At 45.0% G+C, this 18,281-nt stretch carries 17 protein-coding genes; 13 read left to right on the top strand and 4 right to left on the bottom strand.

Going from position 1 to position 18,281, the window contains the following annotated elements; translation table 11 throughout:
• Positions 1-176: 176 nt before the first annotated feature.
• On the top strand, positions 177-932 hold the full coding sequence (locus tag GT589_RS06455; RefSeq protein ID WP_293397757.1) for an ABC transporter ATP-binding protein: 756 nt from the start codon (positions 177-179) through the stop codon (positions 930-932).
• Complete coding sequence (locus GT589_RS06450; protein WP_293397754.1) at positions 913-1,833, top strand: SufB/SufD family protein; 921 nt, start codon at positions 913-915, stop codon at positions 1,831-1,833. Before GT589_RS06455 ends, GT589_RS06450 begins: the two co-directional genes overlap by 20 nt.
• A gap of 95 nt (positions 1,834-1,928) precedes the next feature.
• Here GT589_RS06450 and GT589_RS06445 read toward each other — a convergent pair whose 3' ends face one another.
• The 3 genes from GT589_RS06445 to GT589_RS06435 are packed head-to-tail and all read right to left on the bottom strand — an operon-like array spanning position 1,929 to position 5,047.
• Positions 1,929-3,605 carry a carbohydrate-binding domain-containing protein gene (locus tag GT589_RS06445; RefSeq protein WP_293397751.1) on the bottom strand — a complete coding sequence of 559 codons (1,677 nt, stop codon included), beginning with the start codon at positions 3,603-3,605 and terminating at the stop codon, positions 1,929-1,931.
• Positions 3,606-3,642: 37 nt separating this feature from the next.
• A complete protein-coding gene (locus GT589_RS06440) occupies positions 3,643-4,320 on the bottom strand; it encodes a DUF4956 domain-containing protein (protein WP_293397748.1) in 678 nt (225 codons plus the stop codon).
• Complete coding sequence (locus tag GT589_RS06435) at positions 4,310-5,047, bottom strand: polyphosphate polymerase domain-containing protein (RefSeq protein ID WP_293397745.1); 738 nt, start codon at positions 5,045-5,047, stop codon at positions 4,310-4,312. The genes GT589_RS06440 and GT589_RS06435 overlap by 11 nt, the downstream gene beginning before the upstream one ends.
• Positions 5,048-5,232: 185 nt before the next feature.
• Between GT589_RS06435 and GT589_RS06430 the strand changes: the two genes are divergently transcribed.
• From GT589_RS06430 to GT589_RS06400, 7 genes are all read left to right on the top strand, one after another.
• A complete protein-coding gene (locus GT589_RS06430; RefSeq protein WP_293397742.1) occupies positions 5,233-5,910 on the top strand; it encodes a response regulator transcription factor in 678 nt (225 codons plus the stop codon).
• A complete protein-coding gene (locus GT589_RS06425; protein WP_293397739.1) occupies positions 5,907-7,145 on the top strand; it encodes a sensor histidine kinase in 1,239 nt (412 codons plus the stop codon). The genes GT589_RS06430 and GT589_RS06425 overlap by 4 nt, the downstream gene beginning before the upstream one ends.
• An 81-nt stretch (positions 7,146-7,226) precedes the next feature.
• On the top strand, positions 7,227-8,027 hold the full coding sequence (gene zupT / locus GT589_RS06420) for a zinc transporter ZupT (protein ID WP_293397885.1): 801 nt from the start codon (positions 7,227-7,229) through the stop codon (positions 8,025-8,027).
• A 97-nt stretch (positions 8,028-8,124) separates the two neighbouring features.
• Positions 8,125-9,159 carry a threonine aldolase family protein gene (locus GT589_RS06415; protein ID WP_293397736.1) on the top strand — a complete coding sequence of 345 codons (1,035 nt, stop codon included), beginning with the start codon at positions 8,125-8,127 and terminating at the stop codon, positions 9,157-9,159.
• A 150-nt stretch (positions 9,160-9,309) separates the two neighbouring features.
• Positions 9,310-9,849, top strand: coding sequence for a rubrerythrin (gene rbr / locus GT589_RS06410; RefSeq protein WP_293397733.1), 540 nt, complete (start codon positions 9,310-9,312; stop codon positions 9,847-9,849).
• 93 nt (positions 9,850-9,942) lie between these two features.
• A complete protein-coding gene (locus GT589_RS06405; RefSeq protein WP_293397730.1) occupies positions 9,943-10,656 on the top strand; it encodes a hypothetical protein in 714 nt (237 codons plus the stop codon).
• Between the two features lie 107 nt (positions 10,657-10,763).
• Positions 10,764-11,921 carry an AI-2E family transporter gene (locus tag GT589_RS06400; RefSeq protein WP_293397727.1) on the top strand — a complete coding sequence of 386 codons (1,158 nt, stop codon included), beginning with the start codon at positions 10,764-10,766 and terminating at the stop codon, positions 11,919-11,921.
• 51 nt (positions 11,922-11,972) lie between these two features.
• Here the strand turns inward: GT589_RS06400 and GT589_RS06395 are convergent, their stop codons facing one another.
• On the bottom strand, positions 11,973-12,449 hold the full coding sequence (locus GT589_RS06395) for a DUF456 domain-containing protein (RefSeq protein WP_293397724.1): 477 nt from the start codon (positions 12,447-12,449) through the stop codon (positions 11,973-11,975).
• 196 nt (positions 12,450-12,645) lie between these two features.
• Here GT589_RS06395 and GT589_RS06390 point away from each other — a divergent pair, with 196 nt between their 5' ends.
• The 4 genes from GT589_RS06390 (at position 12,646) to GT589_RS06375 (ending at position 18,263) form a co-directional block, all read left to right on the top strand.
• Complete coding sequence (locus tag GT589_RS06390; protein WP_293397721.1) at positions 12,646-13,188, top strand: hemerythrin domain-containing protein; 543 nt, start codon at positions 12,646-12,648, stop codon at positions 13,186-13,188.
• A gap of 188 nt (positions 13,189-13,376) precedes the next feature.
• Positions 13,377-15,296 (top strand): biosynthetic arginine decarboxylase, encoded by a 1,920-nt coding sequence (gene speA / locus GT589_RS06385; protein ID WP_293397718.1) that lies wholly within the window; start codon positions 13,377-13,379, stop codon positions 15,294-15,296.
• Positions 15,297-15,436: 140 nt separating this feature from the next.
• Positions 15,437-16,354, top strand: coding sequence for a ketopantoate reductase family protein (locus tag GT589_RS06380; protein ID WP_293397715.1), 918 nt, complete (start codon positions 15,437-15,439; stop codon positions 16,352-16,354).
• A gap of 28 nt (positions 16,355-16,382) precedes the next feature.
• A complete protein-coding gene (locus tag GT589_RS06375) occupies positions 16,383-18,263 on the top strand; it encodes a DUF2207 domain-containing protein (RefSeq protein ID WP_293397712.1) in 1,881 nt (626 codons plus the stop codon).
• Positions 18,264-18,281: the final 18 nt, after the last annotated feature.

The following is an 18,281-nucleotide window of genomic DNA, read 5'->3' as shown; positions in this document are numbered from 1 at the left end:
AAAATTTTACATAGCTATTTAAAAGGTCATGATTGCAGATTATTTAACTGTTGGTCATGGCCTTTTATTTTGTGTAATATGGCTTGAATTCCGTGATGCTATCTCGCCGTTTTTGGGGTATTTATAAAAATAGGAAATATCATGATTAAATCAGACGGTTATCACGGAGGTGCAAGATGCTGGAACTTATAAATGTAAGCGTAACTCTGGATGGGAGTGACGGAAAGGTTGAGGTTCTAAAGGACATCAGCCTGTCACTTGAGGATAAGAAGATATATGTAATGACCGGTCCTAACGGCGGCGGAAAGACATCGCTTGCCAAGGCGATAATGGGAATATACCAGCCTACTGCGGGACGAATACTCCTGGACGGCACGGATATAACGAATATGAGCATTGACGAGAGGGCACGTCTTGGCATAGGCTATGCTTTCCAGCAACCACCGCGTTTCAAGGGGCTTACAGTCCGGGACATGCTCAGGCTGGCGGCAGGCTCGGGGAATAAAATAGATGAGTGCGAGCTTCTGTATGACGTTGGCCTTTGTGCGCAGGATTACCTGGATCGGGAAATGAATACAAGTCTATCTGGCGGCGAAATAAAGCGCATTGAAATCGCAAGCATTTTGGCACGCAAGCTGAAGTTTGTAGTATTCGACGAGCCTGAGGCGGGCATAGACCTTTGGAGCTTTCAGAGGCTTACGGAGACTTTCGAGAAGCTACATGAAAAATACGACAATACTATAGTCATAATATCCCATCAGGAGAGGATTCTAAGGCTGGCAAGTCAGGTAATACTTGTGGAAAATGGAAGGATAAGCGAAATAACGAGCCATGAGAAAATTTTCGGTGAAATCGGCCGTATGGATTCGGAATGCATGTGCCGAAGAAGCTGTAACAGGGAGGGAAATGCGAATGTTGGATGTCATAGATAAAAGGATACTGCTTGAGGTTGCGGACCTGCATGGGATACCTCTGGGAGCCTATAATATAAGGAAAAACGGCCAGGGCGAAAGCCGCAATACAACGGCGAATATAGACATAGTAACAAAGATGGACAAACCGGGTATTGACGTTACAATAAAGCCGGGTACAAAGGGCGAGAGCGTCCACATTCCTGTAATAATTTCAGTTGAGGGTCTTACCGATGTGGTCTACAATACCTTTGAAATAGGAGCCGACTCGGACGTGCTCATTGTTGCAGGCTGCGGCATACACAACCCTGGGTGCGAGAAGGCTCAGCATGACGGGATACATGAATTTTTTGTGCGCAAGGGAGCCCGCATAAGGTATGTGGAAAAGCACTATGGCGAAGGCGAGGGAACCGGAGACAAGGTACTAAACCCTAAAACAATAATAGAGGTTGAGGAGGGGGGAGTAGCCGAACTGGAGCTTGTGCAGATAAAGGGAGTGGACCACACACTTCGCGACACTCTTGTAAAGCTTCACAAAAACGCCAGGCTCATAGTGTCTGAAAGGCTGTTGACATATATGAAGCAGGATGCCGAGTCTAACATAACTGTCGAGCTTGTCGGGGAGGATTCGACTGCCCAGATAATTTCGCGCTCGGTGGCCCAGGATGAATCCAAGCAGCTTTTCCACCTCAACATGAGGGGCTACACAAGATGCCGAGGCCACATACAGTGCGATTCTATAATAATGCACAGCGCCCAGGTTTCGTCAGTGCCTGAGATTACTGCATTCAGTTCGGACGCACAGCTGATACACGAGGCGGCTATAGGAAAAATAGCATCAGAACAGTTGACAAAGCTGATGACACTCGGACTGACAGAAAAGGAAGCCGAGGATACTGTATTGCAGGGATTTCTCAAGTGATAAAAAAAGCGCCTACTCAAAGAGAAGGCGCTTTTGCCCTGCATAGCTTGTATTTCATTGAATTTAGCTGGCATATAAAGTAGGTATTGCATTGCCTATTGCTCTTGAGCGGGAGGAGTCATATCCTCTGGAGGCTGCATCCCATCCGGCGGTTCCATGCCTTCGGGCGGTTTGCGGTTGCCGTCATGGCTGCCTTCCGGTCTTCCCTGGCCACCCATGCCGCCAGGTCCGCCCATTCTTTCAGCGACCTCAGAGCCGTCATCTGATATTCTTGTCACTATGTTTGAAAGCTTTATATCTGCAAGTTTTGTCGCACCTGACACTGTTCCACCTGTGTAGAGTCCATCTTTTAGCTTGCCGGAATTTGTTCCGCCGGAGCTTAGCGTGTAGGTCTTGCCCTGCTCAAGCTCAGGTGAGCTTATTACTATTGACTGGTAGTCCTTGGATGGAGCGAAGGAGAGCAGTGGCTTTCCGCTATCATCCGAAAGAGTTACAAGCGTTCCGGCTTTCTGAACCGTTGAATAATAGACGGTTAGCGAGCTTTGCGAAGAGGTGTCTCCTGGAGCCTGCGCCATTCCAGAGCTGCCTGCTATGACAAGCGTTCCTCCAGTAACCTCGCAGGTTCTGTCATAGTCCAAGGCTCCGTTGCCGTTGTTTGTCGGACCGTTAACCAGCACAGTGCCGCCGCTGAAATAGAGGGAGCCGTTGGCGTCTATGCCGTCACCTGCGGCATCTACAGTCACATACCCACTGTTTATCCTTATGAAATAAGTGCTGTCATCGCTTGAGGCGTTCTCGCTGGGCCTTCCATCTACTGAAGAACCGTCGTTGCCGCCGGCAGCATTGAGTCCGTCGTCATCAGCTTTAATTTTAATGCTGCCGCCGTTTACTGTTACGTTTGAGCCCTCTAGTCCCTCATAGCATTTGAATATGTCAATCGTGCCGCTGTTGACTACAAGGGACGTGGTTGCCTGGATACCGTCACTTTCTGCTGTGATTTTGAAGACTCCGCCGTCGATAGAAATCCAGCCCTTCTCGACATCCTCGTCATTGTTTGACTGAAGGCCGTCTCCTCCCGCCGTGATTGCAAATGTGCCGCCGTTTATCGCTATGGAGTCTCTTCCGCGCAAAGCGTCATTGGCCGAAGTGATAGCTATGTTTCCTCCGGTTATTACAAGGTCGTCCTTGGAGCATATTCCGTTGTTGAAGTTGCCTTTGACGGTCAGAGAGCCTGAACCGTTTATGGTAAGGTTATTCTGGCTGAAAACAGCTGCGTCTGGCTCGTCTGCGCCTTCGGCGTAATCATACGAAGCTGCGTCTTCAATCTTATTGTTGGTACCTTTTGCTAGCGTGACGATTGTTTTCTTAGACTGTTTGGAGTAAATAGGAGCGCTGTTTGAGGATTTTAGCTCTGCGCCGTTTAGCACGATTTTCACTGTATCTTCCTGTCCAGAGTCAACTACAATCTGGCCATCGGTCAGCGTTCCGCTGAGTACATATGTGCCGGCTGACTTTATTGTCAGAGTGCCCCCGCTTGCTGAGGCTCCGCTGCCGTCAACGGCGATGGAGTTGCCGCTAAGCGATACTTTTGTTGCAGCAGAGTCATCCCAAGTGCCGTCTATATCCTCGCTGCTGTATTCAACCTGTATATTATTGGCGGTATCGGATGTTGACGAAGACGATGATGTGTCATTGCTACACCCGGTCAGGACCGATGAAGCCAATAGTGCGGCGGCAAGCAGAGACAGCAGCTTGATTCTTATTCTGTTCATATAATTTCCTCCTCGTATTTTATAATAGTCTTAGCGTTTAAAGTTCACTGTGGTTTGAAGATATGCGGCCGCAGACGATGTTGAGGTTGCCGTTTCGGCAGCGCAGCTCATCCAGGAATTTTTTTTCTATAGCCGAGCCCTTGAGTATAATCCTGTAATGCAGCTCGTAAAGGCTACCCATATTAGTGGTTTTTACCTTGACCAGTTCTGCGCCATTTGTGTATTTGACAAAAAGGTCATCGAATATGCCTTCGTAGTCAAGGTTTTCAGGAATGGTGATTTTAAGCTCCTTTTCCTCTTCCTTTTGTTCTCCGAACCTAGTGATGTTTAAGAGTAATGTCATAGCACCTATTATGGCGAGAAACATAAACGCAATAGTTATATGTCCCATTCCTGTTGCAAGACCCAAGGCCATTGCCAGAAATATGCTTCCTATTTCTCTTGCGCCGCCGGGTATGGAGCGGAAACGCACAAGGCTGAAGGCTCCCATGACGGCTACTCCGGTGCCAAGGTTGCCGTTGACCAGTGTGATTATTATCTGCACTATTGCCGGAAGCAGAGCCAGCGTCACAATGAAGTTCTTGCTGTAAATATTGCGGTACATGTGGACAAGGGCAACGCCTATTCCTAGAACAATTGAGGCTAGAGTGCAAAGCAGAAGGCTTTCGAGGGTTATTGAGCTAGTTGATGCTATGTTTGTAATGCTATCCAGCATGGTTGATTCCTCCTTTTTGATATGTGTTATAAATCAGATGCTTCTTGTAACAGTTTCCGTATTTGGAAAACGAGGTCGGGAATACATTCGATCCGGCAAGGATTTGGCTGAGCCATATGGGCATAGTTCCTGGGATTTTAATCTCCATGAGGACTTTGCCGGGCTCAAGCAGGGGATTTCCCCAGCTGCCCTTTGAAGGATCCAGCAGACATTGCCTAAAGCGTATGTTCTGGTCGAATGTGATTCTCAGACTTGGATCCTCGTTGCCAAATAGGGCCAGCCGGTCATAGGCTATGAAGACCTTTGGAACTGGCATGTATCTTTTCATGAACCAGTCGATTTCATCGAGTATCTGGCTTGATGCTGTGGTTTGCTTGCCCAGAGTAAGAAAGCTCAATGCCTCGTCCAAAGGAAGCTGCACTCGCCTTTTGTATACAATCCCGTCGAATTTCTTTTTGATTTCGACGAACACCTTGTCTCCTGGCTTGGGTATTCCATAGCTGCGCAGCCTGATTTTTTCCTTGTATATCGGCTTTTCTATGGAAGTGCGTATGAGCTCATAGTTTTCGGTGTCCAGATAAACATTGCATATGGTGTGCATGCCGTAGCTGTCCTTTGTCGTGTAGTCATACAGTCTCTCCATGAGTGCCTGGTGCTGCTCGTTGCTTAGCATGTATTTCTTTTCGTAGCGTCTGAAAACGCCCTGATAGTGTGACATGTGTGACATGTGTGACACCTCCGTTTCATTTTATATTTCCTATGCCTATATCATACGTCCAGAAGCTGAAATTAGTCTGAAAAACTGATTTCAGACTAATTTCAGCTTTGCATTATAAAATTGCTAATAACAAGGAAGTAATTATGTGATATAATCCAATCATTAGAATACAAATAATGGAAAGGAGGTGCGCCGTGCGCGTACTTGTAGTTGAGGATGAGCTGCATCTGGCGGAGGCGCTTGGCCAGATAATAACTGAACAAAAATATGCTGCAGACATTGTGAATGATGGCGAAGCAGGACTAGACTATGCGATGAGCGGCATGTATGATGTCATTGTGCTTGATGTCATGCTTCCTAAAAAGAGCGGCTTCGAGGTTGTGCGTGAGCTTAGGGAGAACAGAATCACAACACCAGTCATTCTCCTTACAGCCAGGGATGAAATAACTGACAAGGTGACAGGGCTCGACTGCGGAGCCGATGACTATATGACAAAGCCGTTTTCGCCCGAGGAGCTTATGGCTCGAATAAGGGCTATTTCAAGAAGACATGGCGAGGTAGCCATGGAAGAGCTGTCGTTTGATGATCTCACGCTCAATCTGTCGACATACAGCCTAAGCTGCGGATCAAAATCAATACATCTGGGATTCAAGGAGTACGAGGTTCTAAAGATTCTAATGTCGAATCCGAAAATGGTGGTGCCTAAGGAGGATATCATAGTAAAGGTATGGGGAGCTGAGTCGAACGCCGAGGACAACAATGTTGAGGCTTATATCTCGTTTCTGCGTAAAAAGTTCTTCTTCCTGGGCTCGAAAGTCAGCATAGGCACCGTCAGAAAGGTCGGATATAGACTGGAGGCTGACGAGGCATGATTAAAAAATTGCAGAAAAAATTTATATTCATAAATATGACTCTGATAAGCCTCGTGATGATAATAGTATTTGCAGCAATAAGCTTTTTCAGCTATCAGTGGACAGCAAGGGATAGTTATAAAGCTATGGAAAAGGTCATAGAAAGAGAAGGCATGCCGCCGCCTCTGCTGGAAATCGGAGAAAGACGCCATCCAGACACAGGGCCTATGACTCCTATATTCACTGTGACACTCGATGAAAAGGGCAGCATAAAAGTCTCTTCGATGGAAAACGTCACAGTGTCAGATGAGGTGCTCTCTGAAGTTACAAAGCGCGCACTGGGCGAGAGCAAGCAGGAAGGCATGCTGCTCGATTTGCAGCTGCGCTTTCTTGTCAAGCAGACTCCTGAGGGTACAAAGATAGCTTTTGCAGATATGGGAAGGGAGATCAACTCGCTTACAAATCTGCTAATCACATTGCTGCTTGCGGGAGTTGGCGGACTGACAGCCTTCTTCTTCATAAGCCTTTTCCTGTCAGGCTGGGTGCTGCGTCCGGCGGAAAAGGCCTGGAAGCAGCAGCAACAGTTCGTTGCAGACGCGTCGCATGAGCTTAAAACACCCCTAACTATAATACTTGCAAATACAGGGATACTCCTTTCTCACAAGGGTGATACAATAGAGGAGCAGTCTAAGTGGATAGAGCACACACAGGATGAAGCCAACAGGATGAAAAAGCTTGTAGAAGATTTGCTGTTTCTGGCAAAATCGGATGCCTCGCAGATTCAAATGCTGCAGTCCAGGCTGAATTTCAGCGATGCAGTCTGGGGTTGCGTGCTTCCTTTTGAATCGGTGGCATATGAGCAGGGCGTTGTAATAAACAGCGATATTGACTCTGATATCCTACTTGTCGGAAATGAGGGCCAGCTAAAACAGCTTGTAGTCATACTCTTGGACAATGCCTGCAAGTATGCAGGAAAAAACGGAACTGTTACTCTCAGCCTTAAACGCATGGGCGTGAATGTCAGATTAGCAGTAAACAACACTGGAGAACCCATCGCGCCAGAGCATCGACAGCACATTTTTGAGCGTTTCTACAGAGCTGACAGCTCAAGGGCGCGCAAGGAAGGCGGATATGGGCTCGGGCTTGCAATCGCCAAGACAATTGTTGGAAATCATGGTGGGAAGATTTCTGTGGAAAGCAGTGACAAAGTGGGCACAACATTCACTGTCAGCATTCCGACTAATGCAATTCATTAGTATGATTTCCATGTAAGTATGGGTATATAAAAATTCAGCTTAAAATAAAATGCTTAAGGAGAAGAAGATATGGAAGTAGGTATGGACAGACTTGTGATTGCCTTTGGGCTCACGCTGCTTGCTGGCTTGTCCACCGGCGTTGGCAGCGCGCTGGCTTTCTATGCAAAGAAAACGGATGAACGGTTTCTTTCGGCAGCTTTGGGTTTTTCAGCCGGCGTTATGATATATGTCTCAATGATTGAGATGTTTGCAGAGGCGAGGCACTCCCTGGAGTCTCACTATGGAACAACTACCGGGTACTGGATAGCAACCATTGCTTTTTTCAGTGGGATTGCAGTAATAGGATTGATTGACAAATTCGTACCTACATTTGAAAATCCGCACGAAATGCGGGACGTAAGTGAAATGGAAAATGGAAAAAAGAATGGTCACGAGCTGATGAGAATGGGGCTTTTCTCGGCACTGGCCATAGGAATCCACAACTTTCCTGAAGGACTTGCGACATTTGCAGGTGCAATACAGGATCCGACATTGGGTATTAGCATAGCGGTGGCTATAGCGATACATAACATCCCTGAGGGAATAGCGGTCTCTGTACCGATTTACTATGCAACTGGTGACAGGAAAAAGGCTTTTAAGTATTCATTTCTCTCTGGACTTTCCGAACCTGTGGGAGCTCTTGTAGGATACTTCCTTTTGATGAAATTTTTTAATGACGGCATGTTCGGTATCCTATTTGCTGGGGTAGCAGGCATAATGGTTTACATTTCGTTGGATGAGCTCCTTCCAGCGGCAGAGAAATACGGAGAACACCACATTGCAATCTACGGCCTGATTTCGGGAATGATTGTAATGGCGGGAAGCCTTCTGATGTTTGCATAATACCAGGCTATGCTGAAATTAACTTGACGGCTGCCTAAACTGTGATTTATCCTGAGCTAAAGAACAAGTCTTATATTTTTTGTGGGAGGATATTCTAATGATAAGATTCGAATGCGATTATGCTGAGGGTGCGCACCCTAAGATACTCGAAAAAATGGTTGAAACCAATTTTGAGCAGACTCCCGGTTACGGAGTCGATGAATACTGTGAAAGCGCGAGAAACAGAATCAAGCAACTTTGTGGAAATGACAAAATAGATGTGCATTTCCTGGTGGGGGGCACACAGACAAATATGACTGTAATAGCCTCCATGCTTCGTCCTCATCAGGGCGTAATTTCTGCCAACACTGGGCATGTTAATGTTCACGAGACCGGAGCTATTGAAGCTACAGGTCACAAGGTGCTGACTGTTGCCAGCGCTGACGGGAAAATCACTGCCGGGCAGGTAAGGAAAGTTTATGAAGCTCACTGGAATGATGTGACCCATGAGCATATGGTTCAGCCTGGTATGGTCTACATATCGCACCCGACAGAAAATGGAACGACATACACAAAAGCTGAGCTGGAGGCGCTCAGTAAGGTTTGTTCAGAGTGCCAGCTTCCTCTTTTCATGGATGGCGCGCGCCTTGGGTATGGACTTGAAGCTGATGGAAGCGATTTGACACTAAAAGATATTGCAAAGCTTACGGATATTTTCTATATTGGAGGTACAAAGGTAGGAGCGCTGTTTGGAGAGGCCGTGGTTATCAGCAATGACAGCCTTAAAAAGGACTTCAGATACCTAATAAAGCAGCGGGGAGGCATGCTTGCTAAGGGCCGCCTTCTAGGAATACAGTTTGATGTGCTGTTTAATGATAACCTTTACTTTGAGGTTTCAAAGCATGCCGTTAAGCTGGCAATGCTCATCAGAAACGCATTCAATGAGAAAGGGTATAAATTTCTGTACGATTCGCATACAAACCAGCAATTTCCAATAATTCCGAATGACAAGCTTGAAATCCTATCTCAAAAATATTCTTATTCCTTCTGGGAAAGAATAGACGAAAAGCATACCGCTGTCCGCTTCTGCACAAGCTGGGCAACGAGGGAAGAGGATGTAAAGCTGCTTATAGCAGATATTGAAAGCCTTTAGAAACATTGGGACACTTTGGAGCTCAAAAAAGATGACATTAAAATGGTTACATTTTTATTATAAAAGCATAATTTTTATAGTATAATTATTTTTGATCGGCAGAGCTTATCAAAATGCATATAATCTAATCACAAAACAGGAGGTAATGAAATGGCTGAACTAAAAGGAACAAAAACTGAAGCAAACCTTATGGCGGCGTTTGCTGGAGAATCTCAGGCAAGAAACAAGTATACATACTATGCAAGTGTTGCAAAAAAAGAAGGCTACGCTCAGATAGCGGCACTTTTTACCGAGACGGCAGACAATGAGAAGGAGCATGCAAAGATATGGTTCAAGCTGCTGCACGGCGGAATGCCTGATACAATACAGAACCTGAAGGATGCAGCAAATGGCGAAAATTACGAGTGGACAGACATGTACGATACATTTGCTAAGGAAGCCAGAGAAGAGGGCTTTGACAAAATAGCATATCTTTTCGAGGAAGTAGGCAAGATAGAAAAGGAGCATGAAGAAAGATACAGAAAGCTGCTCCAGAACATAGAAGACGGCAATGTATTTGCAAAGGATGAAGAAACGACATGGCAGTGCGCTAATTGCGGCCACATATATAAGGGTAAAAAGGCCCCTGAGGTTTGCCCTGTATGCGATCATCCACAGGCCTATTTCCAGGTGCTTGCTCAGAATTATTAAATCAAAACTGACTGTAATATATCAAAACCCTCAGCTAAAAGCAACACTGAGGGTTTTCTGGACTTCGTATAAAAGCAAAAGAGGTGGATTGTTTTGAGGTTAGTTAATAATATTTTACTAGTTCTAATACTGTCACTATCATCGGCGTGCATATATTTCATACAGTTTCTGTTGTTCCACAATCCGACAGACACTTTTTTTTACCTGTTTCAAGACTTGGCATTCGTTCCTATGCAGGCCATAGTCGTGACACTTGTGCTCAACAAGCTGCTGAATGTGATAGAAAAAAGGCACCAGCTCAAGAAGATAAATGTAATAATAAGTGCGTTTTTTGCTGAAACCGGCATGTCAATATTATACGCTTTGTCGGAACTTGACGGAAATGACAATTTCAGAAAGCTGAACTTGACTGATTTAAGCAGCAAAAGTAAGATTAAGGCTGTAAAAAATCAAATTAAGGAATTCGAGTATGAAATAAAAGCGACTCCAGAAAAACTGGAACATTTAAGAAGTGTGCTGTCTCAGAAAAAATCATTCTTGATTAATATGCTTGAAAATTCGAATTTATACGAGCACGATTCCTTTACTGACATGCTGTGGTCTGTATTCCATATTGCGGACGAGCTCCAGAGTATTGACAACGTAAGTGATGTAACAAAGGAAGATTGTGAACATTTGAAGACGGATATCTTGAGAGCATATCCAATAGTTCTTTCGGAATGGGTTGACTACATGAAATATCTGCATGACGATTATCCATATCTTTTTAGCCTGGCCATAAGAAAGAATCAGCTGAGCAGTGACTAGCTGTTTATGAAAGCCGCACCAAAAATGGTGCGGCTTTTTCGTGTATTTTTGAAGGATTGTCGGGTATAATGAATCCATAGACAGATTTAGGAAGAGAGGGAGAATTGATGGATTTTGACAGGAATCAGATGAAAAAATTAATGCTGCTTATATCATTTGCCATAATACTCATGTGGGTGCTGAACAATATTGCAGGCGTATGGATGGTTATATCAGGCATTCTGGGGATAGTCAGCCCGTTCGCAATAGGATTTGCAATAGCATTCATATTCAATACACCAATGATGTTCATAGAAAAAAAGCTATTTGGAGAAAAGAGCCTATTCAGCAAGCTGGATAAAAATCTCAAGCGTCCTTTAAGCTACATAATCACACTTGTACTGTTTGCAGGAGTTCTGAATCTGGTATCGTTTATTATTGTGCCTGAGATGATAAATACAATTCAGGATTTGTCGGTTAAGATTCCGTCGTACTGGGGAAGCATGAAAGCTTGGGCAATCCAGAACCTCAAGGACAATCCGCAAGTTGTAGAATGGATAAACAGCATAGAGCTAGATTGGGAAGGAATAAAAGCCAATGCAATTGCGTTTCTTAAAAGCAGTGCTCTGGATTGGATCGGCTCGACATTTACGTTTGCATCCTCGATATTTAGCGGAATAACTACATTCCTGCTGGCATTCGTTTTTTCGATATATTTGCTGCTTCAGAAAGAGACGCTCATAGGGCAGCTAAAGAAACTGATAGATGCTTTTTTCCCAGAGAGAGCAGCGAAAAAAATGCTTTATGTTGGAGAGCTTTCAAATACTGTTTTTTCAAGCTTTCTTTCAGGTCAGGTGCTCGAAGCGATAATACTGGGGCTACTTTTCTTTGTGGCTATGCTTGTATTCAAATTCCCGTATGCCCTTATGATAAGCGTTCTTATAGGCATAACGGCGCTAGTTCCGGTATTCGGCGCCTTTATAGGGTGCATAGTTGGAGTGTTTTTCATACTTGTGGCCGACCCTGTAAAGGCAGCGTGGTTCCTTGTCATGTTTCTTGTGATACAGCAACTTGAGGGTAACCTTATCTATCCACAGGTGGTCGGGAAGGCATCTGGCTTGCCGTCCATTTGGATACTAGTTGCAGTAACTGTGGGCGGCAGCCTTATGGGCGTGCTTGGAATACTCCTCTTCATTCCGCTTGCCTCGGTGGTTTACAGACTCCTTGGCGAATATGTAAACTACAGGCTGGAGATGAAAAAGGCCAGGAAAGGTCAGAATGCATAGCTAAGCGTTACGGCAGCTGCAATCTGGAGCTCTTTCCTGGCTCTAATTTTTTCATATGCTCATGAAGAAGTATGTTATCATTATGATTTCGGCACATATTTTCAAGAATGTTCCACCGAGAAAGCCTACGATAGTTCCGAAGCCAACTCGAACTGCCAGATTCAGGCTTTCTCCACGTAGAAGCTCGGCTGCCACAGCCCCAAGAAATGGTCCTGTAACGATTCCCAGAGGGCCGAAAAATATTATGCCTAAAACCGTTCCTATTGCCGCACCCCATATGGCCTGTTTGCTTCCGCCGAAGCGTTGCGTACCTACAACAGAGGCTATGAAATCTACAGCGAAAATTAACAATAGGACTAGCGCCTGAATGAGGAAAAAGTTCACGTCTAGAGTTGAAAAATCAGTCATAAATCCGTATGAAACCATGCCGACGTATATGAGTATGGCGCCGGGCAATACAGGCACTACGGTGCCGAGAATGCCAACGGCAAACAATATGATTGACAGGATCAAAGCCGTGTTTTCCAAAGCAAAGCCTCCTTTAAAAATTGCAAGAACCAATTACTATTGCTTTTGTATTATATTATAATTCCAAATTATTAGAAAGTTGCATTAGTTTTGCATTAGAATGAATCCTCTATGATGTTTTGAATTGGGCTTTTACTGGTATTACTATATTAAGGATTCTTTAACTGTCGAGTTATATTATAGAGGGGGAGAGCACATGATATATGCGAGCGAAGATCTGGTTAACGAGCATAAGGAAATTTTAACGGGATTAAAAATTCTTGAAAAGATGGTAAAGCTAATCGATGACGGTAAAGTGGCTGAAGGTGAAGATATTAAGGGGATAGTGAATTTCCTCAAGCTGTTTGCCGACAAATGCCACCATGGCAAGGAAGAAGGAATTCTATTTCCGGCAATGGAGAAAGCCGGGATACAGAATGAAAACGGACCAATAGGAGAACTGCTCACCGAACATGTTCAAGGAAGAAAATATGTAGCTCAAATGTTGGCATCTGTTGATGGAGAACCGATGAAAACGGACGATTTCATTCAAGCTGCATCAGCTTATATATCACTTCTCCGTGCGCACATAATAAAAGAAAATACAGTTGTGTTTCCAATGGGAGACAAGCTTATACCGGTTGAGGAGCAAAGGCAGCTTCTTGAGCAATTCGAGGAATTTGAAGAAACGGTGATGGGAAAAGGTGCGCATGAAAAACTGCATGAAATGCTTCATGAATTCAAGGACAAATACTTGTAATTAAATATTTCAGCTCCATTATAATTATGGATTTCATATGCTATACTATTGTTAGCATTAACTTCCTGGTTTGACTTATGCTTTTGGTAAATAGCTTATTTGCCAAGCTTAGAGGCTAATGCTTTTTTATGTTGAAAATGCTGAATGCAGATATAAATCATTATCCTATAATGGAGGAATAAAGCAAAATGAACAAAACAGAACTGCTTGGAAGATGGACTAAGCAAAAGTCCGAGGAGCTTTACGGAATCAAAAATTGGGGCGCTGGCTATTTTTCGATTTCAGGCGATGGCGAGGTTATGGTTAATGCCTCAAAGGATGACACTTCAGCTGCGGTGAGCCTAATGGACATCGTTTCTGGGGTAAGAGAGCGCGGGCTTGACATGCCTGTTTTGCTGCGCTTTGAAAACCTTCTGGATTCACAGATTTCGTTTCTAAACAACTCATTTAGCAAAGCCATGAAAAAGTTGGAATATAAAGGCGAGTACAGAGGAGTATACCCGGTAAAGGTAAATCAGCAGCAGCAGGTAATTGAAGAGGTTACAAAGTTCGGGCAGCGCTACCACCACGGTCTTGAGGTAGGCAGCAAGCCGGAGCTTATAGCGGCGCTTTCGCTTATGCAAGACAAGGAGGCGTGCCTTATATGCAACGGGTACAAGGATGAGGAATTTATAGATTTGGGTCTTTATGCCGTTAAAATGGGCTTCAAGTGCTTTTTTGTAATAGAGAATCCTAGCGAGCTCGACATTATATTGGAACGATCAAAGGCGTTGGGAATTCAGCCTAACATGGGAATACGCATAAAGCTTTCGGCAAAGGCGGGCGGCCATTGGACAGACTCAGGAGGAGACCGCAGCATATTCGGACTCAATGTGTCGCAGCTAATAGAGGCTGTTGACACGCTCAAGGAGAGGGGAATGCTGGATTCACTTAAGCTTCTCCACTACCACCTTGGCTCCCAGATACCTAACATACGCGATATCCGTTCCGCTGTGCTTGAGGCAACACAGGTTTATGCGGAGCTGGTGAAAGAGGGCGCACCGATGGGATATCTGGATTTGGGCGGAGGCCTTGCTGTGGACTATGACGGCTCAAACACCAACTACACTTGCAGCCGAAACTATACTGTGGAAGAGTACTGCTCCGACATTGTTGAGGCTGTAATGTCAGTGCTTGATTCAAGCAACGTGCCCCACCCTGTTATTGTGACTGAATCAGGACGCTCCACAGTAGCCTACTACTCGGTACTTCTTTTCAATGTGCTGGATGTGGAGAAATTTGAGGCGTATGACATTCCGGAGCAACTTGACGATAATGCGTCAGAGCAGATAAGAAACCTGTTTGAGGTTCATAAAAGCATAAACCTTAGAAATCTGCAGGAATGTTACAATGACGCGCTCTACTACAGAGACGAAATACGTGATATGTTCAAGCATGGCAGGATGAGCCTTAGAGAGCGTGCATTCTCGGAGCAAATATTCTGGAACACTATAAATCAGATTGCAAAAGAAAAGACGAAAATAAAAAGACCTCTACCGGATCTTGAGGATCTGGAAAGCGCAATAGCAGACATATACTATTGCAATTTTTCACTGTTCCAGTCGTTACCAGACAGCTGGGCAATAGATCAGCTTTTTCCGATAATGCCTATACACCGTCTTCTGGAGCTGCCAAGGCGCAATGCTGTAATTGCAGACATAACATGCGACTGTGACGGAAAGATTGACCGTTTTATAGACATTCATGACGTCAGGACTACTCTGCCTTTGCACGACATGAACAATGGAGATGATTATTTCCTGGGAGCTTTCCTTGTAGGAGCTTATCAGGAGACGTTGGGCGACCTCCACAACCTGTTTGGAGATACAAACGTAGTTAGCGTTAGAATAAATCCTGACGGCACATATGATCTTGTCAAGGAAATACAAGGGGACAGCGTGGCTGATGTGCTTTCATATGTGGAGTTTGATCCCAAGGACATGGTGGTTAGATTCCGAAAAACTGCTGAAGCAGCCATACGTGAAGGCCTTATTAAGACCAGTGACAGACGCGAAATCATGCGTGCATTCGAAAGCGGGCTTCGTGGCTACACATATTATGAGCGTTAGTTAACAGAAATCCCTCGGAAGTCAATTCTGGGGGATTTTTTGCAGAAATAAATGGGTATGTGTGAAGATGCAAACGAAAAATTGGGGTATAATTACAAGAGCAAATAAGACTTAAGGGGATATTTAAGGAGAATAAGACCATGAAGTATCTGATTATAGGTGCGGGAGGCACCGGCGGTTCCATTGGTGGTTTTTTGGCACGCAAGGGAAAGGATGTAACATTCATAGCAAGAGGTGAGCAGCTGGAGGCTCTAAGGCAAAAAGGGCTGCTGCTTCACTCGGGGCGTATTGGGGAAGTCAGGATTGAAAATGTAAAGGCGTGCACAGCAGACGAATATTGGGAAAAGGCTGACGTCATATTTTTATGTGTTAAGGGATACTCTGTAAAAGATATGATTCCGCTTATGAAAAGGGCATCCGGAGATTCGACTGTGGTAATTCCAGTCCTCAATGCCTTTGCCACAGGTGACAAGCTTGAAAGCCTCGCTGAAGGCATCACTTTTTTAGACGGGTGCGTTTACGTCAATTCATACATATCGGCACCCGGAGAGATTGTCCAGCTAAATCCTCTTTTCAGGCTCGTATTCGGAGCCAGGGAAAGTCAGCCTGTAGAGTGTGAGACTCTGGAGGCAATTAGATATGATGTTGACGACAGCGGAATTGAAGTCATACTTTCAGATAATATAAAGCGCGATACATTCAGGAAATTTTCTTTCACATCGGCATTTGCAAGCGCCGGCTCATATCATAACGTATGCGCCAGGTATTTCCAGGAGGATGGTGTTTACAGGAACACCTTCATAGCCCTGGTTAAAGAAATAATAAAGCTCTCGGAGACTATGGATATAAGCTTTGAAAGCGACCTGCTGGCTGATCATCTTAAGATTATTGACGGATTTACTCCTGACACAACAGCTTCACTTCAGAAGGATCTGGATGCAAAAAAAGAAAGCGAATTAGACCAGATAATATTCGATATAGTAAGACTGTCAGAAAAATATAATGTTGATATGCCTGTTTATAGAGAAATAGCACTTCATTTTGGATACAAGTCTTAAAAAATAGCGCATTATGGAGGTGGATTCCTTGAACAATCGCAGAAAATTTCATAGGTCAGCGCTTTTGGGCGTGACAGCAATTATGCTGCTTTTTGTTTTCATGTTGCTGCCGGTCTTGAAGATGCCTGCATTTGCAGATGAGATGACATACGAAATACCAAGCATGAACGTAGAAGCCGATATTCAAAGAGATGGCTCAATGCACGTTGTCGAGAATCTTGAATATTATTTCAATGGAGAGGGCCATGGCATATACCGGTCGCTTGGAACATCTGGAAGCGAAGGGATAGACGTAGTCAAGGTTTCGACAACAGACAGCCAGGGAGAAGTGGTGTTTGCAAGGAATGATAGCGGGCAGGAGGGAACATATCAGCTGTTCCAGGAGGGCGACAACATTACGCTGAAGATTTTCAAGAACACAACTGATTCCGGCAGGGTCTTTAGAATCGAATATCTGGTCAAGGGCGCAGCCAAAAGATATAGCGACACTGGAGAACTTTACTGGAAGTTCATGGGGACTGAGACTGGTGTTGAAATAGGCCGCTTTGATGTTACTGTTAATGTTCCTGGCGATAGCTTTAAGCAGGGCGACATAAGAGCGTGGGGACACGGGCCTCTCGAGGGCAGCCTTGATGTGTTTGCAAATTCGGCGGTTTTTACTGTAGACAGTTTGCCACCAAACACAATGGTGGAAGCTAGGCTGCTTTTCCCCAAATCGTATCTTTCTCAGGCGCAGGAGATTAATGCCTATCGAGTTGAAGAAGTTCTTGCAGAGGAAGCAAGATGGGCTGACGAGGCAAATGCTGTAAGGATGAAGGCCAGGGTTCTGTTGTCGCTTGCGGCGCTGCTTATTGTCCTTGAATTGGCTCTTGCTGTATATCTCTATTTCAGATACGACAAGGAATACAAGCCGAAATTCGATGGGGAATACTACAGAGAGCTTCCGGGAGATTATTCGCCTGCGGAGATGTCATCCCTTATGACATTTGGAAGGGTAAGCCCGAATGATGTCACAGCTACAGTTATGGACCTTGTAAGGCGAAAGAAGCTTGTGGTTGATGAAATAAATTACACTGAAGACAGATTCCTGCTGCCGGACAAGGATGTGGAATCCATACTCATAAGGAAGGTTGACGGATACGATGAATCGGGACTAAAGGAGCATGAGATAAGGCTTGTCAGCTGGCTTATAGACGACATGGGTGACGGAAAAGAGGTGATTCTCAGTCAGCTGGAAAAGTCTATAAAGGGAGACAAGTCGACGGCCATGCTCTATAAGAGCGGATATGACTTGTTCGTGGATTCGGCGAAAGATGCTGCCCAAATGAGGGGCTTTTTCGAGGAAGGAATGAGCGGAGCCAGAATAGGGGCGATACTTCTGGGAATTGCAGGCGTATTTGGAGGAGCAGGGATCATAGCAATGCTTACTGCTGTAAGCCTGGGAGTTGCTCTTATAGCAACGTCGATTGGACTGGTGCTCTACTCTGCGCTTATCAAAAAGCGTACAAGGTACGGAGCAGAGCAGTACGGCATGTGGAAGGCGTTCAAGAGGTTCCTTAATCATTTCAGCCAGCTTGACAAGGCGCAGCTTCCTTCTATTGTAATGTGGGAGCATTATCTTGTATACGCTATAAGCCTTGGAGTGGCAGCTGAAGTAATTAAGACTCTGAAGATAATATATCCTCCTGAAGCCTTCGAAGCTGCAGGTCTTACTTATCTTGGACACTCATACGGACGCTCAATGAGTCCTGTGACATCCTTCGACACTATAACAAACAGCATATCAAGCTCTACAGCAAAAGCGCTAAGTGCTGCTACATCACAGCTTTCATCCTCTGGCGGAGGAGGCGGTGGCTTCTCAGGCGGAGGAGGCGGTGGAGGAGGCGGTGGTGGCACCGGAGGCTTCTAGGCTGATAAATAAAGGTTT

Origin of the sequence: Peptoclostridium sp., assembly GCF_009881055.1 — a bacterium.
In the GTDB taxonomy this organism is placed as follows: Bacteria; Bacillota; Clostridia; order Peptostreptococcales; family Peptostreptococcaceae; genus Peptoclostridium_A.
Note: the sequence above shows the minus strand (reverse complement) of the source record. Positions and strands in the feature narration are given on the sequence as shown.

Bases quoted from the DNA above. Each gene is read 5' to 3' on its own strand.
- GT589_RS06445 (WP_293397751.1), bottom strand. From the start codon at position 3,605: ATGAACAGAATAAGAATCAAGCTGCTGTCTCTGCTTGCCGCCGCACTA.
- GT589_RS06450 (WP_293397754.1), top strand. From the start codon at position 913: ATGTTGGATGTCATAGATAAAAGGATACTGCTTGAGGTTGCGGACCTG.
- rbr (WP_293397733.1), top strand. From the start codon at position 9,310: ATGGCTGAACTAAAAGGAACAAAAACTGAAGCAAACCTTATGGCGGCG.
- speA (WP_293397718.1), top strand. From the start codon at position 13,377: ATGAACAAAACAGAACTGCTTGGAAGATGGACTAAGCAAAAGTCCGAG.
- GT589_RS06415 (WP_293397736.1), top strand. From the start codon at position 8,125: ATGATAAGATTCGAATGCGATTATGCTGAGGGTGCGCACCCTAAGATA.
- GT589_RS06380 (WP_293397715.1), top strand. From the start codon at position 15,437: ATGAAGTATCTGATTATAGGTGCGGGAGGCACCGGCGGTTCCATTGGT.
- GT589_RS06440 (WP_293397748.1), bottom strand. From the start codon at position 4,320: ATGCTGGATAGCATTACAAACATAGCATCAACTAGCTCAATAACCCTC.
- GT589_RS06400 (WP_293397727.1), top strand. From the start codon at position 10,764: ATGGATTTTGACAGGAATCAGATGAAAAAATTAATGCTGCTTATATCA.
- GT589_RS06425 (WP_293397739.1), top strand. From the start codon at position 5,907: ATGATTAAAAAATTGCAGAAAAAATTTATATTCATAAATATGACTCTG.
- GT589_RS06455 (WP_293397757.1), top strand. From the start codon at position 177: ATGCTGGAACTTATAAATGTAAGCGTAACTCTGGATGGGAGTGACGGA.
- GT589_RS06435 (WP_293397745.1), bottom strand. From the start codon at position 5,047: ATGTCACACATGTCACACTATCAGGGCGTTTTCAGACGCTACGAAAAG.
- zupT (WP_293397885.1), top strand. From the start codon at position 7,227: ATGGACAGACTTGTGATTGCCTTTGGGCTCACGCTGCTTGCTGGCTTG.
- GT589_RS06390 (WP_293397721.1), top strand. From the start codon at position 12,646: ATGATATATGCGAGCGAAGATCTGGTTAACGAGCATAAGGAAATTTTA.